Here is a 24,419-nt window from a genome sequence, read left to right as displayed (position 1 = left end):
CCTGCTCGCGAAGGCATTAGTTGCCCCACCACAAATCTCCGCTCCCCGCCCCAAAAGGGCAAAGTCAAAAGATCGGAGCCTGCGGCAGGCTGCGATCTTTTGATCTTCTATTCATTCCCCCTCACAACCGCGAACGCACCCACCCCGCCACTTCGGCATGAATCCCTTCGACTTCACTCAGCAACCCGGCCATGCGCAAGAAGTCGTGAGTCATGCCCGATTGCTCCAGCAACGTCACGTCATTCCCCGCAACACGCAAGCGCTCGGCATAGGCCAGCCCTTCGTCATGCAGCGGATCATGCCCGGCCAGGTACACCAGCGCGGGCACCACGCCCGACAGGTCTTCGGCCAGCAGCGGCGAGCAGCGCCAGTCCGCCAGGTCCTGCAGCGTACGTCCGTAGTGGGCGTAGAACCAGTCCAGGGTCGGGGTTTCCAGCAAATAGCCTTCGGCGAAATCCCGGTGCGAAGCGCGGTGGGTGGTGGCGTCCGTCACCGGGTACACCAGCAGTTGCGCCTTGGGTTTAAGCGCCAGTTCCTCAGGTTCACGCACGGCGATGATCGACAGCACCGTGGCCAGCGTCGCGCCAACACTGTCACCGGCCAACGCTACTCGGCTTGCGTCCAAACCACGGGCCGCACCCTCACGCATTAACCAGTTACCCGCATCGCAAGCGTCCTGCACCGGAGTGGGAAAACGCCACTCCGGCGCCAGCCGATAATCCACGGTCAACAGGGCAAAACCACCCTGGGCCGCCAGTCTCCGACACAACGCATCGTGGGAATCGAGGCTACCAACCACGTAACCGCCGCCATGGAAATACAGGATCACCGGTTGCAACCCGGCCGCCGCTTGCCCATTGCGATACAAGCGCGCCGGCAGCCTGTGGCCATCGCGCGCGGTCACGCTGAAGTCTTCGCAGGCAATGTGGTCGAGTGGCACATCGAGAAAGCCCGAGGACGCTTCGAAATCGATCCGCGCCTGTTGCGGCGTCTGTTCGTGCATGGCGCGACTTTTACCGGTCAGGCGGCCGAACTCGGCGAGTTCGAGAAAAGCTTCAAGTTCTGGCAGTACAGCCATGGGGCGAATCCTTTTACACAAAGAGGTCAATAATCAAAATCTTGAATCGAACCTGGTTCATGTAGGAGTTGCCGCAGGCTGCGATCTTTTGATCTTGATTCATCGGTATATCGAACACCGATCGAACACAGCCAAAAGATCGCAGCCTGCGGTAGCTCCTACAGGGCTAGGCGATAGCCAGGCGCTGCTCCAACAGGTCTTCCAGCTGGTCGAGTAATTCATCACCGCGCAGCAATTCGTAGTGCCCGCCCGTCAACAGGCGATCAACGCCGTGATGACCGACTTGTGCCTCGAACACCCGGCGCTCGTCATCGCGCCCGGCCACCCACCAGCGATGCGCCGCGACCTGAATTTTCGGCAGTTGCCGCTGCGCCAGAGCCAGTTGCTTGAGCGATGAGCCGGTGGCAAAAATCTGCGTGAGCTCACTCGCCCCCAACGCCGCATGACCATTGCCGCCGTGCATGGCCGCCTCGATCACTGCCGCAGCACCCTCGCGCTCGTTCATGTCTGCAGCTTTCGACGCTATCAGCGCCTGCGCCTCATCCGCCGGCAGACCGAGAACAAAGGTCAGAAAGTCCACCAGATCCTCGCGCCAGTCCCCCGCTTCCGCGGTGCCTGCCACATAGCTGTCGACCAGTCCGGCAAACGCGACCGCCTGTCCCTGAGCCTCCAGTTCGTGAGCGACCAGTTGCGTCAGCGCACCACCCAACGACCAACCGAGCAGGTAATACGGACCTTCAGGCTGTTGCACACGAATCCGTTGCGTATACGCCTGAGCCATCGCCAGCAGCGATTCATCCTGCCATTGCGGATCAAGCAACATGCGGCATTGCAGGCCATAGACCGTGCGCCGCCCTTCCAGACGCCGGGCCAGTGGCTCGTAGTCGAACACCGTGCCGAAACCGGCGTGCAGGCAGAACAGCGCTGGCACGTTTGTCACCCGGCCATTCAATGCCAGCAATGGGTCGGGGGCTTTCGAAGGTTCAACCATTTGATAGCCACTGAGTTCGGCGATGCACGGTTTCTGCATCAGGTCGCGCAGTTTCAATTGGAAGCCCAGTTGCGGCTGGCTGCGTACCCGCGAGATGACTTTGAGCACCTGCAACGAGTCGCCACCGAGTTCGAAGAAGTTGTCGTCGATGCCCACCTGCGGCACGCCGAGCACTTCTTGCCAGATCGCGGTCAACGCCTGTTCCAGCGCGTTGCGCGGGGCGCGATAACCGCCGATGGCCCATTCCGGCTCCGGCAGTGCGCGACGATCCAGCTTGCCGTTGGCCGATAACGGGAAACGCTCCAGCACCATGATTCGCGCTGGCACCATGTAGTCCGGCAACTGCGCTTGCAGTTCGGCCTTGAGTCGACGATCCAGCCCGGTCGCGCCCACCGCCACGACATAACCGACCAATTGCTTGCCGGTTGGCGTGTCGTGCACCACCACGACGGCATCCTGTACCCCGGCGCATTCGCGCAGGCGGGCTTCGATTTCGCCGAGCTCGATGCGGAAACCACGGATCTTCACTTGCTGGTCCAACCGCCCCAGATAGTCGATCAACCCGCATTCGCGCTGGCGCACCAGGTCGCCAGTGCGATACATACGGCCACCGGCCTCAAACGGATCGGGAATGAAGCGTTCGGCGCTCATGCCCGGACGCTGGTGATACCCACGGGCCAGGCATTCGCCGCCCAGGTACAACTCGCCACTGACACCGACCGGCAGCGGGTTGAGGTCGGCGTCGAGTACATACAAACCACGCCCGGCCACACCACGCCCGATTGGCGCATAGGCCGCATCGCAGGTTTCACTGACTTCGGCACGCCACAACAGCGGCGTAACCACGGTTTCGGTCGGGCCGTAACCATTAACCAGACGCTGTGGACGCAAGGCCCGCTTGACCTGCTCGAAGCTGGCCTCCGGCACCGCATCACCGCCAAAGCAGTACACCTGAACCGCTGGAGGATTGCCCAGGCGTTCGGCCACTTCAGCCATCTGTTGCAGGTACGCCGGCGGGAAGCACGCCACGGTAACGGCGTGACGATGCAGCACGTCCAGCGTCTGCTCCGGGGTCCACAAATTGTCCTCACGGATCACCAGGCTGCCGCCCGCCAACAGCACACTCAACCAGCGCTCCTGGGCACCGTCGAAAGCGAACGACATGAAGTGCAGTTCGCGGCTGTCCGGGACCAGTTCGTACAGATCGATAATGCCGCGGCAATGCCGGGCAATCGGTCCCCGCGCCACGGCCACGCCTTTCGGTTGGCCGGTGGAACCAGAGGTGTAGATCAGGTACGCGAGGTGTCCCGGCAGCGAAGTGGAAACTGGACATTCGCTGCGGCCAGCAACAGTCAATTGATCGAGCAACAGGCGTGGCGGACTGTCGGCCAACGTCAGGCGATCACCCAGATCGCTGTCGCAAATCAACAGGCTGGCAGCCGAATCACTGAGCATGTACGCCAGACGCTCTGCCGGGTACGCCAGGTCCAGCGGCAGATACGCTGCGCCAGCCTTCAGCACCGCGAGAAACGCAACGATGGTGCGCTCGGAACGTGGCAACGCTACGGCGACCAGACTTTCCGGGCCAATGCCGCGAGTGATCAGTTGCTGCGCCAGACCATTGGCCTGGGCCTCAAGGTCGGCATAGGTGACCGAGCGCTCTTCACAGAACAGCGCGATTTTCTGCGGTTGCATACGCACGTGCTGATTGAAGCTGTGGAGCAAATCGGCCTGCTCATCGGACGCTTGCGGCAGGATCAAACGCGCCTCCGGCAAGCCGATATTGCCGAGCAGGCAAGCCGCGTCTTCCGGCAACGCCCGCAGCAAACCTTCAAGCTGCGCACGAATACGCTGCACTTCCAGATCGCTGAAGCGATCACGCAGGAACAGGTATTCAACCTCAAGCCCTTCTTCGTTGGCGCTGACCATCAAGTCCATCGGGAAGTTGGTGACGCCGCCGCTGCCGACTTCGGCAAAACGCAACTCGCCTTCCTCGCCACCGCGCAAGGCACGGTCCACCGGATGGTTCTCAAAGACGATGATGCTGTCGAACAAGCCCTGGCCACCCTGCCCGGCCCAGCGCTGAATGTCCGACAACGGCGTGTGCTCGTAGTCGCGCACGCTCAGGTTGTAATCCTGCAGGTCGCGCAACCACTCGCCGAGCGGTTGTTGCGGGTCGAGGGTCTGGATCACCGGCAAGGTGTTGATGAACAGGCCGAGCATGTCCTGCGCCCCGGCCAAACCGGTCGGACGCCCCGCCACCGTGGCACCGAACGCCACGCTGCGTAAACCGCTGTGGCGTTGCAGAAGCAACAGCCACGCGCCTTGCACCAGCGTGTTGAGCGTCACGCGTTGACGCTTGGCGAAAGTGTGCAGTTTGCGCGTCGCTTCGGCGTCGAGGTTGCTGTACATCACGCCATGACCAGCCCCCTCGGCACCGGAAGCCTTCGCCAGAATGGTCGGTGCTTCGAGCAACGCCAGGCGCTCGCGCCAGAAACCCTCGGCCTGCGCACCGTCCTGACGTTGCAGCCAGGCGATGTAATCGGCGTAACGACCGGTCAGCGCCGGCAGGCTGTCGTTGTGATACAGGCGCAACATGTCGCCCAAAAGACGCGAAGCACTCCAGCCATCGAGCAGCAAGTGATGATAAATCCAGATCATCTGGTAACGCTCTTCACCCAGACGCACCAGGATGAAACGCATCAGCGGCGGGCAGCTCAGGTCGAAGCCTTTTGCCTGTTCCGCAGCCGCCAGTTCACTCAATGCGTGTTCGGTGTCCGTGCGCTCGCGCCAGTCGAATTCTTCGATGGGCAACTCGACCTTGGCAAACACCGCTTGCAGCGGATCAGCCAGGCCATCGCGCCAGCGGAACGCCGCACGCAGCACTTCATGACGTTCGATCAAGGCTTGCCAGGCTGCGCGGAAACGCGGCACCTGCATGCCGTCCACCGCCACGCTGAGCTGGTTGACGTAGGGGTTGAGCTCCGGTGAATCGAGGCAATGGAACAACATGCCCTGCTGCATCGGCGACAGCGGATACAGGTCTTGCAACCCTTCACGGGCCCCGACGTCAATGTGCGGCACCAGCGAGAACGCCTCGACTTTCGGCGCTTCAACCAACGCGGCTTCGCGGCTGCTGGCCACTGCCGCGAGGGCTCGAATGGTCTGCTGCTCGAACAGCTGCTTCGGACTGAACACCCACCCACGCTGCCCGGCACGACTGACCGCTTGTAACGAGATGATCGAATCACCGCCCAGTTCGAAGAAGTTTTCAGTGACGCCCACCGATTCCAGGCCCAGCAGTTCCTGCCAGATCTCCACCAACAGCGCTTCGGCCGGTGACGCGGCGGCCACCTGACCGAGTTGCTGACGGGAGGCTTCAGGCGCAGGCAAGCCTTGGCGATCGAGTTTGCCATTTGGCGTCAACGGCAATGCGGCCAGGCACATCATGTGCGCCGGCAGCATGTGCGCCGGCAAACGGCTGCGCAGATGCGCCGTCAGCGCTTCACGCAGTTCCTGCTCATCGGCGAGCGGATCGCGCGGTACCACGTAACCCACCAACTGGCGGCTCACCGGACCATCGCGGTCGATCACAAAGGCTTCACGCACGCCTTCGTGTTCCAGCAGACAGGCTTCGATTTCACCTAGCTCGATCCGGAACCCGCGAATCTTCACTTGCTGGTCGATACGGCCAAGGTATTCAACAACGCCATCGGTGCGGAAACGTGCAAGATCGCCACTGCGATACAAGCGCGCACCCGGCACGAAGGGGTCCGGCACAAAACGTTCGGCGGTCAAATCCGGACGCTGGTGATAACCCCGCGCGACACCTTCGCCGCCCAGGTATAACTCGCCCGCTACGCCGACCGGCAACGGCTGCATGCCGCCGTCGAGGATGTAGGCACTGCGGTTGCCGACCGGGCGACCGATGGGCATGAATGCCGAGTCGAATTCAGTGTCCGGATACGCCAGCCAGATCAGCGGCGTGATCACCGTTTCGGTCGGACCGTAACCATTGATCAGGCGCTTGGGTTGCAGCACTTGCTGCACCTCGTCGAACGCGTGCTTGGCCATGCCTTCACCGCATGGGGTGTAGGAACGGATCGGCAAATCGCGCCCCGCTTCACCCATGAAATCGGCGATCTGCCCCAAATAGGTCGGGGTGAAGCAGGCAATGGTGATGCCGTGTTTTTCAATCTCGGCGCAAGTGCGCTCAACGCTCCACAACTCGTCGTCGCGGGGCATCACGGCGGAGCCGAACACCAGCGGTGTCAGCCAGCGTTCGTGGGCACCGTCGAAGCTGATCGAGGCAAATTGCAGCTCGCGGTCGTCCGGGGTCATGCCGTACAGCTCGCCAATCGACAGGCAATGCATGGCCAGCGGACCGTGAGCCACGCTGACGCCTTTTGGCCGGCCAGTCGAACCCGAGGTGTAAATCAGATAGGCAAGGTTCTCGCCACAGGTCAGGTTGACCAGGTTGGTTTCTGCCATGAATTCCAGCGCTTCGCGGTCGATTTCCAGCACCGGCAAGCCTTGCGGCAACGGCAGTTTTTCCCGCAACCACGACTGGCTGATCATCAGGGAAATGCCGCTGTCTTCCATCAGGTAACGCAGGCGCTCAGCCGGATACGCCGGGTCCAGCGGCACATAAGCACCGCCGGCCTTGAGGATTGCCAGCAAGCCAATGATCATTTCCGGCGAACGCTGCATCGCCAGGCCGACCCGCACTTCCGGGCCGATGCCCAGTGCGCGCAGGTGATGGGCCAAGCGATTGGCGCGACGGTTGAGTTGGTCGAAGGTCAATTCCAGGTCGTTGAAGATCAGCGCCGTGGCGTCTGGTCGCGCGGCGGCCTGCGCTTCGATCAACTGATGCACCCACAGCGGGTTTTGCGTCGTGGTGAACGGCGGGTTCCATTCCAGCAATTGCTGCTCACGTTCCGGCGCGGTCAGCAGGTCCAGTTCGCTCAATGCAGCCTTTGGCGCGGCAACCATCGCCGCCAGCAGCGCGGCCAGATGCTCGCTCATGCGCTTGATCGCGTCGCTGCTGAAGTGGCTGCACTGGTAGCTCCAGTTCAGGCTGAGCTGGCTTTCGGCAGTGGCGGCGAGGGTCAGCGGGAAGTTGGTGCGTTCGTGGTTCTGCGGAATCGAGAAACTCAACCCGGCCGGCGCGCCCTGTTGCAGCGCTTCGGCCACCGGGAAGTTTTCGAACACCAGCAGGCTGTCGAACAGCGGCTCACCGGCACGCCCGGCCCAGCGCTGAATGTCACCGAGGGCGGTGAATTCATGTTCACGCAATTCCAGGTTCTGCGCCTGCAAACGCCTCAGCCATTGCTCAACGCTTTCCACCGCATCCGGGCTGCTGATCACGGGCAAGGTGTTGATGAACAAACCGAGTTGGCTTTCGGCCCCCGGCAAATCCACCGGCCGCCCCGCCACCGTGGCACCGAACGCGACACTGCGCTGGCCGCTGTAGCGTTGCAGCAACAAGGCCCAGGCGCCTTGCACCAAGGTGTTGAGGGTGACTTTTTGCTGACGGGCAAAGTCGCTGAAGCGTTTGCTGATGGCTGCGTCGAAGGTCTGACGGTGGTCGGCAAACTCGGCGTCCGACAGACTTTTTCGTTCGCCATGAGCGAGGCTCTGGGCTAACAGCGTCGGATTGTCGAGGGTTGCCAGTTGCTCGCGCCAGAACAGTTCGTCGGCCTCGGCATCCTGACGTTGCAGCCAGCCGATGTAATCGGCGAAACGCCCGGTCGGCGCCTGCACTGCTTGCCCGGCGTAACGCTGCAAGACTTCACTCAGCAGTAGCGAATTACTCCAGCCATCCAGCAACAAGTGATGGTGGGTGTAGATCAGTTGCTGACGCTCATCGTCCAGGCGTACCAGGGTCAGACGCATCAGCGGTGCGCGGGTCGAATCGAGTTGCAGGCGTTCGCTGTCGATCAACTGCTCCAACGCCTCGGCCTGATCGTCGCGCGTGCGCCAATCAAGGCAAATCATCGGCAATTGCAAGTGACGATGGACCAGTTGCACCGGTGCTTCGAAGCCTTCAGGGAAATGGAAGCTGCTGCGCAGAATCGCGTGGCTATCAAGCACCGCTTGCCACGCGCGACCGAGGCGTTCGGCATCGAGACCGCGAGCCTCGACACTGAGTTGGTTCACATAAGCGCCTGAATCCGATTCGTACAGGCTGTGAAACAACAAACCGGCCTGCATCGGCGACAGCGGGTAAACGTCCTCGATCTGCGCCGCTGGCACTGGCAGACCATCGAGTTGCGCCTGAGTCAGACGCGCCAGCGGGAAGTCCGCCGGGGTCACGCCGCCCGCGCCGTCGCTCAGGCAGTGGTCGATCAGCGCCAATAACTCACTGCGGAAGTCGGCGGCCAACGCCTCGATTTCTCGACGGTCAAAGCAGTCGCGGCTGAAGGTCCAGTCGAGTTTCAGTTCGCCGCCATAGACCTGGCCGTCCACCGACAACCAGTTTGGCAGCGGTGCATCGGCGGACTGCGCGGCACCGCTGGATTCGCTTGCAGGGCTGAACAATGCGTCCTCGGCAAAGCTCTGGTCGAACTGGCCGAGGTAGTTGAAGGTGACTCGCGCTGCCGGCAATGCCGCCAATGCCGCTTGGGCCTTGGCATCACCCATATAGCGCAACAGGCCATAGCCCAGGCCTTTGCCGGGAATTTCGCGCAGTTGCTGTTTGATCGCTTTGATCGAACCGCCAAGGTCAGCGGTCGGCGTCAGGCGCACCGGGAACAGGCTGGAGAACCAGCCGACAGTGCGGGTCAGGTCGATGTCATCGAACAGTTCTTCGCGGCCATGACCTTCGAGCTGAATCAATGCTGACTCGTTGCCGGCCCAGCGACTGAGGGTGCGAGCCAGTGCGGTCAACAGCAGGTCGTTGACCTGCGTGCGGTAGATCGCCGGGGCCTGTTGCAGCAACTGGCGGGTTTGCTCGCGAGTCAGACCGATGCTGACGCCTTGGCGCAGATGCCCGGCCTGACTCGCCTGGGCATTAGCCGCCGGCAACGAATCATGCGCGAAGCCAAGCTGAGCTTGCCACCAGCTCAGTTCGCTGGCGGCGGCTTCGGAACGTGCATAAGTGTCGAGTTTGTCGGCCCAGGCCTGGAAGGCGCTGGTCTTCGGCGGCAATTCCTGCCCTTCATAAGCGGCCTGCAAATCCTCCAGCAACACCCGCCAGGACACACCGTCCACGGCCAGGTGGTGGATGACCAACAGCAACCGTTGCGAGCCATCGGCCTGGGCAATCAGCGCCACCCGCAGCAACGGCCCGTCTTGCAGGCTCAGGCTGCGCTGGGCTTCATCGCACACCGACTCCAGCGACGCATCGCTGGCCACGCGAGCGGTCCAGAGCATGTCGATGACATCGGCACTGTCGGCGCCGACATAGCGTGCGGTCCATTGGCCGTCGACCTGACTGAAGCGCAGACGCAGGGCATCGTGCTGCTTGAGCACGCGTTGCAGGGCGCCTTGCAGACGCGGTAATTCAAGGGTTTCCCGTGGTGTGAGCAACACCGCCTGGTTCCAGTGGGCACGCTGCGAGATCGGCTCGTCGAAGAACCAACGCTGAATCGGCGTAAGTATCTGCACGCCATCCACCGGCCCTTGTTGCGCCAGCGGAGCGGCTTGTTCTTTGACCACGGCGGCCAGCGCTTGCAAGGTCTGCTGCTGGAACAAATCACGCGGTTGCAGGCTCAGGCCCGCCCGACGGGCGCGGCTGACCACTTGAATCGAAATGATCGAGTCGCCGCCCAGTTCAAAGAAGTTGTCCTGACGCCCAACCTGCGCCACACCCAACACGTCTTGCCAAATCTGCGCCAGCACTTGCTCGTGTTCAGTGCGCGGTGCTTCGAAAACGCGCTGGCTGACTTGCGCGGTCGGCGCTGGCAGACGTTTACGGTCGAGCTTGCCGTTGGGGCTCAGGGGCATTTGCTCGATCAGCACGGTCTGCGCCGGCACCATGTAATCCGGCAGGCTGCCGAGCAAATGGCTTTTCAGGGTTTCACGCCACGCGCCTTGCCGGTCGGTATCGGCGCCGACCAAAGCGCGGTCCTGCGGCACGATGTAGGCGACCAGTTGCTTGCCGCTCGGGCCATCGAGGGCCAGCACCACGGCTTCCTGCACCTCGGCATGGTCTTGCAGACGTGCTTCGATCTCGCCCAGTTCGATGCGCAAACCGCGAATCTTCACTTGATGGTCAATTCGCCCGCAGTAATCGATTGCACCGTCGGCGCGATAGCGCGCCAGGTCGCCGGTGCGGTACAGACGCTCGCCACTGCCAAACGGATCAACGACGAAACGTTCGGCGGTCAACGCGCCACGGCGGTGGTAACCGCGAGCAAGTCCGACGCCACCGAGGTACAACTCGCCCACCGCGCCCAATGGCAACGGTTGCAGCTCGCTGTCGAGAATGCAGGTGCGCAAGTTGGCGATAGGCCGGCCAATCGGCACACTGTCGCGGCCTTCTTCGACGCAGGTCCAATGGGTCACGTCGATGGCCGCTTCGGTCGGGCCATACAGGTTGTACAGATTGGCATGCGGCAGGCTGCGCAGCGTCTGGCGTTGCAGGTCCATCGGCAAGGCTTCGCCACTGCAAATAATGCGCGTCAGCGAGGTGCAGGCCAGCGACTCGTCGGCACCGATGAATACCGAGAGCATCGACGGCACAAAGTGCAGCGTGGTGATCGCCTGTTCGACGATCAGCGCGGCGAGGCGTTGCGGATCACGGTGCTCCCCCGGCGCGGCGATCACCAGCGTGGCGCCCTTCATCAACGGCCAGAAAAATTCCCACACCGATACGTCGAAACTGAACGGCGTTTTTTGCAGCACGCGGTCAGCAGGCAGCAGGTTGTAGGCTTCTTGCATCCACTCCAGACGGTTATGAAGCGCGACATGACGGTTGCCCGCGCCTTTTGGTTTGCCAGTGGAGCCGGAGGTGTAAATCACATAAGCGAGGTTTTCCGCGACCGCCAGATTGACCGGGTCGGAGCATGGCAAGTCGCTCAGCCAATCGGCGTCACTGCGCAGGCACAACGTACGAACGTCGTCCGGCGTCGGCAAATGCGCCAGCAACTGTTCCTGGGTCAGCAACAGCGAAATGCCGCTGTCTTCAATCATATAGCTCAGGCGATCGAGCGGGTATTCCGGGTCCAGCGGCACATAGGCGCCGCCTGCCTTAAGGATCGCCAGCAGGCCAACGACCATTTCAAACGAACGGTCGCAGGCAATCCCCACCAGCACTTCCGGGCCGACACCTTGGGCGCGCAAGTGATAAGCCAGGCGATTGGCCCGACGATTCAGTTCGGCGTAACTCAGGCGTTGGCCCTGGAACACCAGCGCTGTCGCGTCACCGTTTTCAATGACGCGCTCCTCGAAATGCCGCTGCACGCAGACTTCACCCGGATAGTTTTTGGCGGTGTCGTTGAGGTCATCTAGAATGCGCAGGCGCTCGTCGGCGTCCAGCAAGGGCAACTCCGCCAGCGGGGTTTGCGGGTTCGCCAACACACCGGCCAGCAAGTTGCGCCAGTGACGCGCCAGATGCTCAACGCGCTCGGCGTCGAACAGATCGGTGGCGTAGGTCAGGCTGGCGAACAGTTTGTCACCCTCTTCCTGGGTATCCAGTTGCAGGTCGAACTGGGTGGTCTGCGCCGAGGCATTCAGCGCCTCGACCCGCAGGCCCGCCAGCAAACCGCTGACCGCTGCCGGTTTGGCCTGCTGGTGGTTGAACATCACCTGGAACAACGGGCTGTGGCTCAGACTGCGTTCACCTTGCAGCGCCTGCACCAGGCGCTCGAACGGCAAGTCTCGATAATCCTGGGCATCCAGCGACGCGGCGCGAGTCTGGTCGAGCAACTGGCTGAACGGCAAACGACCGTCCAGCTCGGCGCGCATGACCTGGGTGTTGACGAAGAAACCGATCAGGCCACGGGTTTCCGCACGATTGCGGTTACCGATCGGCACGCCGATGCGCAAATCGGACTGACCGCTGTAGCGATAGAGCAAGGCCTGGAAGCTCGCCAGCAGCAGCATGAACGGCGTGACGCCGCGCTGTTTGGCCAGGGCGATCAGACCGCTGGCCAACGCGGCATCGAGGGCGAAATCCAGACGCGCACCGCGCTGGCTCGGTTGTGCCGGGCGCGGGCGATCCGTCGGCAATTCCAGCAACGGTTGTTCGCTGCCGAGTTTTTCACGCCACCAGTTCAGCTGGCGCTCCAGCTCCCCCGCTTCCATCCAGCGACGTTGCCAGGCGGCATAGTCCGAATACTGGATTGGCAGCGCTTCCAGCTCTGCGCCCTGCCCTTGGCAATGGGCGGCGTAGAGTCGGGAAAACTCTTCCACCAGCACGCCCATCGACCAACCGTCAGTGACGATGTGGTGCAGGGTCAGCACCAGCACGTGGTCTTCGTCGCCCAGTTGCAACAGGCTGACGCGTAGCAGCGGCCCGTGTTGCAGATCGAACGGCCGGGCGATTTCCTGCTCGACTGTTTTCATCGCCCGTTCGAAGCGTTGCGCTTCGGATTCGACGCGCAGATCGTGCTGTTCGATGGGCAGTGTGGTGAACGTCGCCAACGCTTGCATCACCTGCCCGTCGTCCTCGACGAAGCGGCTGCGCAGGCTCTGATGACGTTCCAGCAACACATCAAAACTCAGTTGCAGCGCCGCCACATTCAGCGGCCCGTGCAGGCGCAGGGCGGCTGGAATGTTGTAGGCGCTGCTCTGCGGGTCGAGCTGCCACAGGAACCATTGGCGTTGTTGCGCATAGGACAGTTCAAACGTCGCTTGCGGCTCTGCGGCGGGCGGTATTGGCAGTTGGCCGAAGCTCACGCCCTGCTCTTGCATTTTTGTCAGAAACTCGCGGCGCTTGTCGGCTGGCAGGCCGGCGAAACGGGTGGCGATACGCCAGGCAGTGCTGTGTTCCATCAGTTGATCTCCATCTCGTCGAGAAGCGACTCAAGCGCATCCAGGCGTGCATCGTTGTCAGTCGGGGCGTGTTGCCCGGCCATGGCGGCGTAAGCCTGAAGGTCGGTGGATTCGAACAGCGCACGCAGCGGCAGCTCGATCCCCAGTTCCAGCTCCACACGGGCGCTGGCCTGGGCGGCGAGCAGCGAGTGCCCGCCCAGTTCAAAGAAGTTGTCGCGCCGGCCGATCTGCGCCACGCCCAACACGCTGGCCCAAATGGCTGCCAGTTGCTGTTCGAGATCGCCCTCGGGGGCTTCGAACGGGCATTGCCAGTCCTCGGCATCCGGCAGTGGCAAGGCCTTGCGGTCGAGCTTGCCGTTGCTGGTCAGCGGCAAGGCATCAAGCAGCAGCCAGTGATTCGGCACCATGTAATCCGGCAGGTCGACCTTGAGCGCGGCGCGCAGGTGATCGCGCCATGCAATCGGGTCGTGTGGGGGGTGCTCGGCGACAACGTAGGCGCAAAGCTGCGGCCCGCCGTCGCCCGCATGCACGCTCAGCACCGCATGGCGCACGCCCGGTTGGGCAAGCAACGCGGCTTCGATTTCACCCAGCTCGATACGGAACCCACGGACCTTCACTTGCTGGTCGATACGACCGAGGTAATCGATGCTGCCGTCGACGCGCTGGCGCGCCAGGTCGCCGCTGCGATACAGGCGCTGCGAGGTATCGAACGGGCTCGGCACGAAACGCTCGGCGGTCAGGCCGCAACGCCCGTGGTAACCACGCGCCAGACCGGCACCTGCGATGTACAGCTCGCCCGCCACACCCACCGGCACCGGTTGCAACTGGCTGTCGAGCAAGTACCAGCGCAGGTCGCGGATCGGCAGGCCGATGGGGCTCTGCGCCTTGCCGTCGAGGTCGGCCAGACGGATCGCGCGGTAGGTCACGTGCACCGTGGTTTCGGTGATGCCGTACATGTTGACCAGCGTCGGTTGCTGGTCGCCGAAGCGTTCGAACCATGGACGCAAACTGACCACTTCCAGTGCTTCGCCACCGAAAACCACCTGACGCAGCGCCATGCTGCGTGGGCTGGCGCAGGCAATCGGCAACAGCTGGCGGAAAGCAGTCGGCGTCTGGTTCAACACCGTCACGCCTTCGTCGCAGAGCAAGCGGTGGAATTCTTGCGGCTCGCGACTGATGTAATACGGCACGATCACCAGACGCCCGCCCGTACACAGCGAACCGAACAGCTCCCACACCGAGAAATCGAAGGCGTAGGAATGGAACAGGGTCCAGACATCCGCCGGGCCGAAGTTGAATTCTTTTGCGGTGGCCGTCAGCAAGCGTCCGACGTTGCCATGGCTGAGCAATGCGCCCTTTGGCCGACCGGTGGAGCCGGAGGTGTAGATCACATAGGCGAGATTTTCCGGGCTCGCCAGCGCTGGCAGGTTGTCGGCGCTGTAGGCGTCCAGTTGCAGTGACGACAGGTCCAACACCTGCACGCCGTCGCGGGACGGCAAGCCGTCGATCAAATGTGACTGAGTCAACAGCAGCGCGATGCCGCTGTCTTCGATCATGTAGCTCAAGCGCTCGGCGGGGTATTGCGGGTCCAGCGGCACATAGGCGCCACCGGCCTTGAGAATCGCCAGCAAACCGACCACCAGCGGTATGGCTCGCTCGGTGGCGATGCCGACTTTCACCTCCGGGCCGACGCCTTGCTCACGCAGTTTGCGCGCCAACCGGTTGGCCTGGGCATTGAGTGCGGCGTAGCTCAGTTGCTCGCCTTCGTAGACCAGCGCGATAGCGTCCGGTTGTTGCGCGGCTTGGGCTTCAAACAACTGATGCAGGGTCGGCGACTGCAGTTGAGCTTCGAATGTCGGATTCCAGTGCTGGATCAACCCGGCGGCCTGCGGCGCTTGCAGCAACGGCAGTTCAGCGACGCGTTGTTGCGGATCTTCGACCACGGCGCGCAGCAGGTTCAGCCACTGCTCGGCGAAGCGCTGCATCGACGCTTCGTCGTACAGATCGGTGGCGTAGCTCAGGCTGGCGTCCAGTTCATCGCCCTGTTCCTGGGTATCGAGCACCAGATCGAATTGTGCGGTGTGTTGCTGCCAGTGCAGGCGCTCGACCTGCAGCTCGGCGACAGCGCGTTCGACGCTGGCGCCCAATTGCTGCTGGTGGTTGTAGAGCACCTGGAACAACGGGCTGTGATTGAGGCTGCGGTCGGGTTGCAAGGCGTCAACCAGTTGCTCGAACGGCAGGTCCTGATGGGCCTGTGCGCCCAACGCCACCTGCTTGACCTGTTGCAACAGGGTGCTGAAGGACTGCTGCCCGTCGATCTCGGCGAGCAGCACCTGCGTGTTGATGAAGAAGCCGATCAGGCCTTCGGTTTCCAGGCGCGAACGGCCAGCACTTGGCACGCCGACGCTGATGCTCGGCTGACCACTCTGGCGATGCAGCAACGTCTGGAAGCTCGCCAGCAGCAACATGAACAAGGTCACTTGCTGCTGCTGGGCGCGCTCACGCAAACCGGCCAGCAAGTGGCGATCCACGTTCAGCGCCAGGGTCGCCCCACGCTGACTGCGGCGGGCCGGACGAGTCAGTTCGCTCGGCAATTCCAGCGGTGCCTGGCTGCCATCCAGTTGCTCGCGCCACCATGCCAGTTGCCGCGCGCCCTCGCCGGCCTCCAGCCAGTCGCGTTGCCAGCGGGCGTAGTCGCTGTAGGCCACCGGCAGCGTTTTCAGGTTGGCGATTTGGCCTGCAACGGCGGCTTGGTACAGCGCGCTGAATTCTTTGACCATGACTTGCATCGACCAGCCATCCGCGGCGATGTGGTGCACGGTGAGCACCAGCACATGGTCCTCGGCGCTGACTTGCAGCAGCAGAACGCGCCACAACGGGCCGCTGCGCAGGTCGAACGGTCGGGCGATTTCTTCGGCCACAGCGTCGTTGATCGATACCTCGTCGACTGGGCGCTCACTGAGCTGCAACGGCAGTTGTGCGTGAACCGGTGGGCGCGCCTGCTGACCGTTCTGTTCGAAGGTTGTGCGCAGGGTCTCGTGGCGGGCCTGCAATTGCGTGAAGGCTGTGCGCAGCGCTTCACGGTTCAATGGCCCCTTGAGGCGCAGCGCGGCTGGAATGTTGTAGGCAGCGCTTTGTGGGTCCAGTTGCCAGAGAATCCACTGGCGCTGCTGGGCGTAAGACAGAACCCGTGGCTGATCGGCTGCTGCACGTTGCAGCAGCGGTTGGCTGCTGACGTTCGCCAGTGCTGCGCGTTCGGCGAATTGCGCGAGGTTCACCGCAGAAAACAGGCTGCTCACGGACAACTCGATGTTCAGTTGCTGACGCACTCGGGAGATCACTTGCAGCACCAGCAACGAGTGGCCGCCCAGTTCGAAGAAGTTGTCGTCGCGACCCACGCGGTCGACCTGCAACACTTCTTGCCAGATCTGCGCAAGCTGCGTTTCCAGCCCTTGAGTCGGGGCCACGAAGTCGCGTTGTGCGTCGCCGGCCTCGGCACGGGGCAAGGCTTTTCGGTCAAGTTTGCCGTTGTTGTTGAGCGGCAATTTGGCCAGCAGGACCAGATGGCTTGGCACCATGTATTCCGGCAGCGACTGACGCAGGACGTCTTTGAGTCCGTCCAGATACTCTGCCTCGGAAACCAACGCATCGCTGGCCACGATGTATGCCACCAATTGCGTGCCGTCCTGAGCAATCACCGCCGCTTCGCGTACGTCATCGCGAGCTTGCAGGCAGGCTTCGATTTCGCCCATCTCGATACGGAAACCGCGAATTTTCACTTGATGGTCGATACGTCCGACGTATTCCAGATCGCCGTTGGCGTTGTAGCGCGCCAAGTCGCCGCTGCGGTACAGCCGCGCCCCCGGCTCACGGGCGAACGGGTCCGGCAGGAAACGCTCGGCAGTCAGCGCCGGACGGTCGAAATAGCGTTGCGCCAGACAGGCCGGCGCGCCGATGCACAACTCGCCGACGCCGTCGGACGGCAACAATTGACCCGCCGAATCCAGCACATACAACGCGCGGCCTGGGATGGCCCGACCAATCGGGACACCGAACGCGTCGCTGGCATCGGCCAACTGGCACTCATGCACGCTGGACACCACGGTCGCTTCGGTCGGCCCGTAGGTGTTGAGTAACCGAACGTGGCTCAAGCCGGCCTGATGCCAAAGGCGCAGCCCCTCCACTGACATGGCTTCGCCGCCGACGTGAACCTGGCGCAAGTCGCCGAGGCTGCGCACCACACCGCTGGCAGATTCACGGGCCAGCAGGAACCAGTAGGCGGCCGGCAAGTCGGCGACGGTCACGCCTTGATCGACGATTTCTGCGGCCAGGCGGCCAGCGTCCCACAGGTCATCGCCGCGCATGATCAACGCCGCGCCGATGCACAGCGCCGGGAAGCATTGCTCGACGAAGCCGTCGAAGCTGAAAGTCGCGAACTGCAACACGCGGTCTTTAGCAGAGAGCATCGAATAGTCGGCGGCGGTCTGGCAGAACTCGCGCAGTGCGGCGTGGCTGATGGCTACGCCTTTGGGTTGGCCGGTGGAGCCTGAGGTGTAGATGATGTAGGCGAGATTTTCGGCGACAGGTATACCGCCATCGCGAGCAAGCTTCGCTCCTACAGGGGCCGGATTGGTATCCGGGTAAGCGGCATTGTCATCGAGGCGCAGGCGCGGCAAGTCCGCTGACAATGGCATGTCTTCCAGCAGGCCGGATTCACACAGCAGCACGTCGAGGCGACTGTCGTCGATCATGTAGGCCAGGCGTTCAGCCGGGTATTTCGGGTCCAGCGGCACATAGGCTGCACCGCTTTTCAGCACCGCCAGCAGGCTGACGATCAGTTGCGGGCCGCGACGCAGCGCAAGACCCACGCGCGTGCCGGGGCCGGCACCGTTGTCGATCAGGTAATGGGCCAAGCGGTTGGCTTGAGCATTCAGTTGGCTGTAGCTCAGGGACTGGCCGTCGACTTGCAATGCCAACGCGTCCGGAGTGGCCGCCGCCTGAGCTGCGATTTGTTCGTGCACCAGCAAGGTCGAAACCAACGGCACTGTCGACGGTTGGCTGATCGCGAGTACCGCGCTTTTATCCTCGGCATCGAGCAATTCCAGCGCGCCCAATGCCGCATCCGGCATCGATACCAGTTGCATCAGCAGATGCTGCAAGTTGGCCGACAACGTAGCGATCTGCGCGGCACTGAAGCGCGCCGCGTCGTAGCTGAAGTCCAGACTCAACGCTGCACCCAGTTCAATGCCCAGGGTCAGCGGATAGTGGGTGCGCTCGTGGTTATGCAGGTTGCCGAATGCCAACCCGGCCGGCGCGCCCTGTTTCAGCGCCTCGGCCACAGGGAAGTTTTCGAACACCAGCAGGCTGTCGAACAGCGCCGAACCCTGCTGCCCCGCCCAACCCTGAATGTCATACAGCGGCACGTGCTCGAACTCGCGCATGGCCAGGTTCAGGCCTTGCAGTTCGCCGAGCCATTGGCTGACGGTCTGGTCCGGTTTCATCGCGCACACCAGCGGCAGGGTGTTGATGAACAATCCGAGCTGTTCTTCGATCCCCGGCAGCGGTGCCGAACGACCCGCCACGGTCGCGCCGAACACCACGCAATCCTGACCGGTGTAGCGGTGCAGCAACAGGCTCCAGGCTGCTTGCAGCACGGTGTTGAGGGTGACTTTTTGTTGGCGGGCGAACTCGGCCAGACGTTGGGTCGCGTGGCTGTCGAGGGCTACCCGATATTCTTCGCTGCCCTCGGTGCCGACCGGCGGGCGCAGGGCTTCGGCCAGCAATGTAGGGGCTTCCAGCGGTGCCAAAGCGGCCTTCCAGAACTGCTCGCCGGCAACTGCCGATTGCTGCTGCAACCAGCCCAGGTAATCGCGGTATTGCCCCGACGGTGCAGGCAGCGACTGCCCGGCGGCGTAATGCTGGATCACTTCGGCGAGCAACTGCGCGTTGCTCCAGCCGTCCATCAGAATGTGATGGCTGGTGTAGATCAGGTGCCAGGCGTCGGTGCCGGTCCGTACCAGTTTCAATCGGAACAGCGGCGCGCAGCCGAGGACAAATCCTTGCGCTCGCTCGGCATCGGCCAGTGTGTCGGTGTCGCTGGCTTCAAGCACCTCAAGCGGCAGTGCCACTTGGTGGGCAATCGCCTGATGCGCAATGTCGAGTCCCTGCCAATGGAAGCTGCTGCGCAGAATGTCGTGACGCTCGACCGCCGCTTGCCAGGACCGGGTGAATCGTTCGGTGTCCAGCCCGCCAATGTCCAGGCGCAACTGGCTGATGTAGGCGCCGACTTCGGGCTCGTAAAGTGTGTGGAACAACATGCCCTGCTGCATCGGCGACAATGGATACACATCTTCGAGGGTCGATACGGCGACCGGCAGTGCATCAAGTTGAACCTGACTGATCCGCGCCAACGGGAAGTCCGACGGTGTTGCCTGGGGTGATTCAAGGGTGCAGCAATGTTCGATCAGCCCAATAAGTTCCACAGCGTAATCATCGGCCAGACGCTGGATGGTCGCCGCGTCGAACATCTCGCGGCTGAAGCCCCAGCTCAGGGACAGTTCGCCGCCGTAAACCTGACCTTCTACAACCAGCCAGTTACCCAGCGGTGCCGTCGGGTCCTGTGCCAGACCATTGCCTTCGGTGGACGGTGTAAAAAGTGCACCGTCGTCGAACTGGCGGTCGAACTGCCCAAGGTAATTGAAGGTGATACGCGGTTGCGGCAACGCCGCCAGTTCGGTGCGAATTTCCGGGGTGCCGAGATAACGCAGTGCGCCGTAGCCCAGGCCTTTTGCCGGAACGCTGCGCAATTGCTCCTTGATGCTTTTGATCGAGGCGCCGACAGCGGTCGCAGGCGTCAGGTTGATCGGGAACAGGCTGGTGAACCAACCGACGCTGCGGGTCAAATCAACGTCATCGAACAGGTCTTCGCGGCCATGACCTTCGAGCTGAACCAACGTACTGCCCTGCCCGCTCCAGCGGCAAACGGCACGGGCCAGCGCGGTCAGCAGCAAGTCGTTGACTTGAGTGCGATAAGCAGCGGGTGCCTGTTGCAGCAGTTTTCGGGTTTGTTCGGCGTCGAGTTTGAGTTGGAGTTTGTGCTCGAAACGATTTTCCAGCGCGCCGTTCGGACGGTCGCATGGCAGGTCGACCGGAGCGTCTTGCAGTTGGGTTCGCCAGTGGCCAAGGCTTTGTTCAAACGCCGGCAGATGATCCTGCAATCGTGCGGCCCAGCTCTGATAGCTGCTGGTCTTCGCCGGCACCACGCCGCTGCTGTAGAACTGTTGAAGATCTTCCAGCAGCACACGCCAGGAAACCCCGTCCACTACGAGGTGATGGATGACCAGCAGCAGACGCTCGCTGCCGTCGGCCATGGCGACCAACAGCGCGCGCAGCAATGGGCCGTTGTGCAAGTCGAGGCTACGCTGGGCTTCATCGCACAACGCAGTGAGTTGTTCGATCGATTGCGCCTGACGCTGCCACAGCACCGAGTCGCTGGTCGGCGCGGCATAGGCTTGTTGCCAGCCGCTTTCGCTTGGCTGGTAACGCAGACGCAAGCTGTCGTGGTGGGTCAGCAGTTGTGCCAACGCACGCTCCAGCGCTTCGACATTCAACGCCTCGCGCGGCACCAGCAACAGCGACTGGTTCCAGTGCTGACGCTGCGGGATGGCTTGTTCAAAGAACCACTGTTGTACCGGCGCCAAAGGCACCGCGCCAGTCGCCGGGCCTTGGTCGATCAGCGATTGCTCACCGCAGCGGGCTGCTTGAGCCAGGCTGCGAATGGTCTGGTGCTGGAACAAATCCTTGGGGCTCAACACGATCCCCGCCTGACGAGCGCGACTGACCACTTGCATCGACACAATGGAGTCGCCGCCCAGCTCGAAGAAGTTGTCGTCCAGGCCGACGTTGTCGATGGCCAGCACGTCCTGCCAGATCGCTGCGAGAGACTTTTCCAGGGCACTGCGCGGCGCGACGTGTTCGCGCTTTTGTTGCGAGCCATCCACCGCCGGCAAAGCCTTGCGGTCGAGCTTGCCGTTGGGGGTCAGCGGCAGTTGTTCGAGGAACAGCAGGAACGCCGGGACCATATAGTCCGGCAGATGCTGACGCAGTGCAGCCTTGAGGGTTTCACGCAGGGTTGTTTGCGCGCCTTCATCACCCAGCAACGCCGGCTCGGTTGGCACGATATAGGCCACCAGTTGCTGACCACTGGCACCGTCCTGAGCGAGTACCGCCAGTTCGCGCACCGTGTCCTGTTGCAACAGCCGCGCCTCGATTTCTCCCAGCTCGATACGGAAACCGCGCACCTTGACCTGATGGTCGATGCGGCCGACATATTGCAGCGTGCCGTCGACCTGATAACGGGTCAGGTCGCCGGTGCGGTAGAGGCGTTCGCCATTGCTGGCGAACGGGTTTGGCACGTATTTTTCGGCAGTCAGGCTCGGTCGCGCGAGGTAACCGCGAGTGATGCCGGCGCCGCTGAGGTACAGCTCGGCAGACACGCCTTGCGGCACCGGTTGCAGGTCGGCGTCCAGCAAATAGCTGGCGGTGTGCTTGAGCGGACGGCCGATGTTGGCGCTGCCGCCGGCCGTGCGGCGGGTCCAGGTCGAATAGGTGGTGTCTTCCGACGGGCCATACAGATCGTAGACGTGTTCGATGGTCGGCTGCTGGTATAGCGCGTCCACCAGGCTTTGCTTGAGTGGCTCCCCGGCGAGGTTGATGATGCGCACACTGGGCGGGATCTGCCCGTCGCGTTGCAGCGCATTGATCGCCGACGGCACGGTGTTGATCAAGCGCACCTGATCCCGGGCCGGCAGGTTCGGCAGCTCCAGGGCGTTGCGGGCAATGATCACCGAGCCACCGTTGGCCAGGGTCACGAACAGCTCCCACACCGACAGGTCGAAGCACACTGAAGTCGAGGCCAGCACTCCTTGGATGTCTTCGCGACGGTAGACCGAGTGCGACCAGTCGATCAGCGCCAGCACGTTGCGGTGGGCGATGGCCACGCCTTTGGGTTTGCCGGTGGAGCCGGAGGTGTAGATCACGTAGGCCAGGTTATCCGGCGTGACGAGGGTGACCGGAGCGCTGTCCGGGTAATCAGCCAGAAAGATGCTGTCCATCAGCAGCACTTGCGTGTCCTCTGACACGGTCAAGGTCGCGGCGACTGATTGCTCGGTCAGCAGCACCCGCGAGCGGCTGTCTTCGAGCATGTAGGCCACTCGTTCCGCCGGGTAATCCGGGTCCAGCGGCACGTAGGCGCCCCCGGCCTTGAACACCGCCAGCAACGCCACCAGCAATTTGTCGGAACGCTGCATCGCCACGCCAACCCGGATTTCCGGGCCTACGCCGAGTTCGATCAGCTTGTGTGCGAGACGGTTGGCTTGAGTGTCGAGTTCGCTGTAGGTCAACTGCGTGGTGGCGAACGTCACCGCCAGCGCATCCGGTGCCACAGCGACTTGTTGGGCAATCAATTGATGGATGCACAGATCCTGTGCGAAATGCAGTTCAGCTAGGCGATAGGGCGTGTCGTGAAACCCGTGGCGAGGGAGCTTGCTACCGCTGGGGCGCGAAGCGGCCCCCGTCTTGTCCCTAAAAAGATAGGGACTGCTTCGCAGTCCAGCGGGAGCAAGCTCCCTCGCCACAGGTACAACGTTCGTTTTTAAGTGAACAGCATTCAGATCCTGTGCGAAGCATTCATCGCTGTGGTTCCAGTCATGGACGATGCGCTGGTATTCAGCCTGTTCCAGCATCGGCAAATCACTGATCCGCTGCTGCGAGTCGCTGACCATGCCGTGCAGCAGGCGCGTCCAGTGTTGCGCCATACGCGCTATGGTTGCGGCGTCGAACAGGTCGTTGGCGTAAGTCAATGCGGCGTGCAACTTGCCGCCCTTCTCGTACGTGTCGAGGGTCAGGTCGAATTGCGTGGTGCGCCCTTGCCATTCGATTGCGCCCAACGCCAGGCCGGACTTTGTGGTGACGGTGGAAATATCCGCAACCTGCGGCTGGTGGTTGTACATCACCTGGAACAGCGGCGTGTGACTGAGGCTGCGCTCCAGTTTCAAGGCTTCGACCAGGCGCTCGAACGGCAGGTCCTGATGGGCCTGGGCACCGAGGGCGGTTTCCTTGATGCGGCGCAGCAACTCATCGACGCGGGTCTGGCCGTCCAGTTGCGTGCGCAGTACCTGGGTGTTGACGAAAAAACCGATCAGGCCTTCGATCTCGGGGCGGTTGCGGTTGGCAATCGGCACGCCGACGCGCAGGTCGGTTTGCCCGGTGTAACGATGCAGCAGCACGTTGAAGGCACCGAGCAACAGCATGAACAGGGTGATGTTGTGCTTCTGCGCGGTGGCCCGCAGTTGCTCGGCCAGTTGCGCGTCGACGGCGAATTCGTAACGGGTGCCGCGATAGCTCGGCATCGCCGGGCGCGGATGATCCGTGGGCAGTTCCAGCACAGGGTGTTCGTCGCCCAGTTGCGCCTGCCAATATTCGAGCTGGCGCGCCTGCTCGCCGGCTTCCAGCCAGCGGCGCTGCCACAAGGCATAGTCGCTGTACTGGATCGGCAACACTGCAAGTTGTGGTTGCGCGCCAGCATCAAAGGCGTCGAAGCAGCGGATGAATTCGTCGATCAGCACGTTCATCGACCAACCGTCGGAAACGATGTGGTGCAGGGTCAGCAGCAGAACGTGTTCCTGCTCGGCAAGCTTGAGCAAGGTGACCCGCAGCAGCGGGCCGGCACCCAGATCGAATGGCAATACCGACTGCTGCTCGGCGGTTTGTGCGACTGCCTTTTCGCGCTCCATGGTCGAGAGTGCGCTGAAATCCACCTGCTCGATCACCAGCGGCGCTGTGGCCGGTACTTGCCGCAGACTGTCATCGGCCTGTTGCTGGAACACCGTGCGCAGGGTTTCGTGACGCTCTACCAGGCTGGCGAAGGCCTGCTCCAATGCGGGCAAGTTCAGACGACCGGTCAAACGCACTGCGCCTGGCAGGTTGTAAGCACCGCTTTGCGGGTCCAGTTGCCAGAGAAACCACATGCGCTTCTGGGCGAAAGACAGCGCCTGTCGGTCCTCGGCCTCGACCCCGGCAGGAATTGGAAACCGGGCGAAATCAACGCCTTCCTTGTGCAAGGCCGCAAGGAACATCTGGCGCTTTTCCAGGGGCAACCCGATAAACCGGCGAGCAAGTTTCAAGGAGTCTTCAGCATTCATTTCTAGGCATCCGGATCAGTGGCAGGCAGCACAAAGGCACGTCGTCCCTATAAAACGAATGCAGGCCGGAAAAATTAGCGAATGAGTGTAGGAGCCGAGCTTGCTCGCGATAGCGCTGTAACTGTCGACATCAATGTTGAAGGTCAGTCAGTCATCGCGAGCAAGCTCGGCTCCTACAGGGGATGGTGGTCAGGCGACAATGGCGTGCCAC

At 62.4% G+C, this 24,419-nt stretch carries 3 protein-coding genes; all 3 read right to left on the bottom strand.

Going from position 1 to position 24,419, the window contains the following annotated elements; translation table 11 throughout:
• Positions 1-121 precede the first annotated feature (121 nt).
• The 3 genes from KUF73_RS23555 to KUF73_RS23545 all read right to left on the bottom strand — a co-directional run bounded on the left by KUF73_RS23555 (position 122) and on the right by KUF73_RS23545 (position 24,208).
• A complete protein-coding gene (locus KUF73_RS23555) occupies positions 122-1,078 on the bottom strand; it encodes an alpha/beta hydrolase (RefSeq protein ID WP_218440406.1) in 957 nt (318 codons plus the stop codon).
• A 166-nt stretch (positions 1,079-1,244) separates the two neighbouring features.
• On the bottom strand, positions 1,245-13,007 hold the full coding sequence (locus KUF73_RS23550) for an amino acid adenylation domain-containing protein (RefSeq protein ID WP_218440405.1): 11,763 nt from the start codon (positions 13,005-13,007) through the stop codon (positions 1,245-1,247).
• Complete coding sequence (locus KUF73_RS23545; RefSeq protein WP_256345678.1) at positions 13,007-24,208, bottom strand: non-ribosomal peptide synthetase; 11,202 nt, start codon at positions 24,206-24,208, stop codon at positions 13,007-13,009. Before KUF73_RS23545 ends, KUF73_RS23550 begins: the two co-directional genes overlap by 1 nt.
• Between the last annotated feature and the right edge of the window lie 211 nt (positions 24,209-24,419).

Source organism: Pseudomonas sp. PD9R (assembly GCF_019200975.1).
Lineage (GTDB): Bacteria > Pseudomonadota > Gammaproteobacteria > Pseudomonadales > Pseudomonadaceae > Aquipseudomonas.
This window is presented reverse-complemented; position numbering and strand designations above follow the sequence as displayed.

Excerpts from the sequence above, each read along its gene's own strand:
- KUF73_RS23545 (WP_256345678.1), bottom strand. The coding sequence starts at position 24,208 with ATGAATGCTGAAGACTCCTTGAAACTTGCTCGCCGGTTTATCGGGTTG.
- KUF73_RS23555 (WP_218440406.1), bottom strand. The coding sequence starts at position 1,078 with ATGGCTGTACTGCCAGAACTTGAAGCTTTTCTCGAACTCGCCGAGTTC.
- KUF73_RS23550 (WP_218440405.1), bottom strand. The coding sequence starts at position 13,007 with ATGGAACACAGCACTGCCTGGCGTATCGCCACCCGTTTCGCCGGCCTG.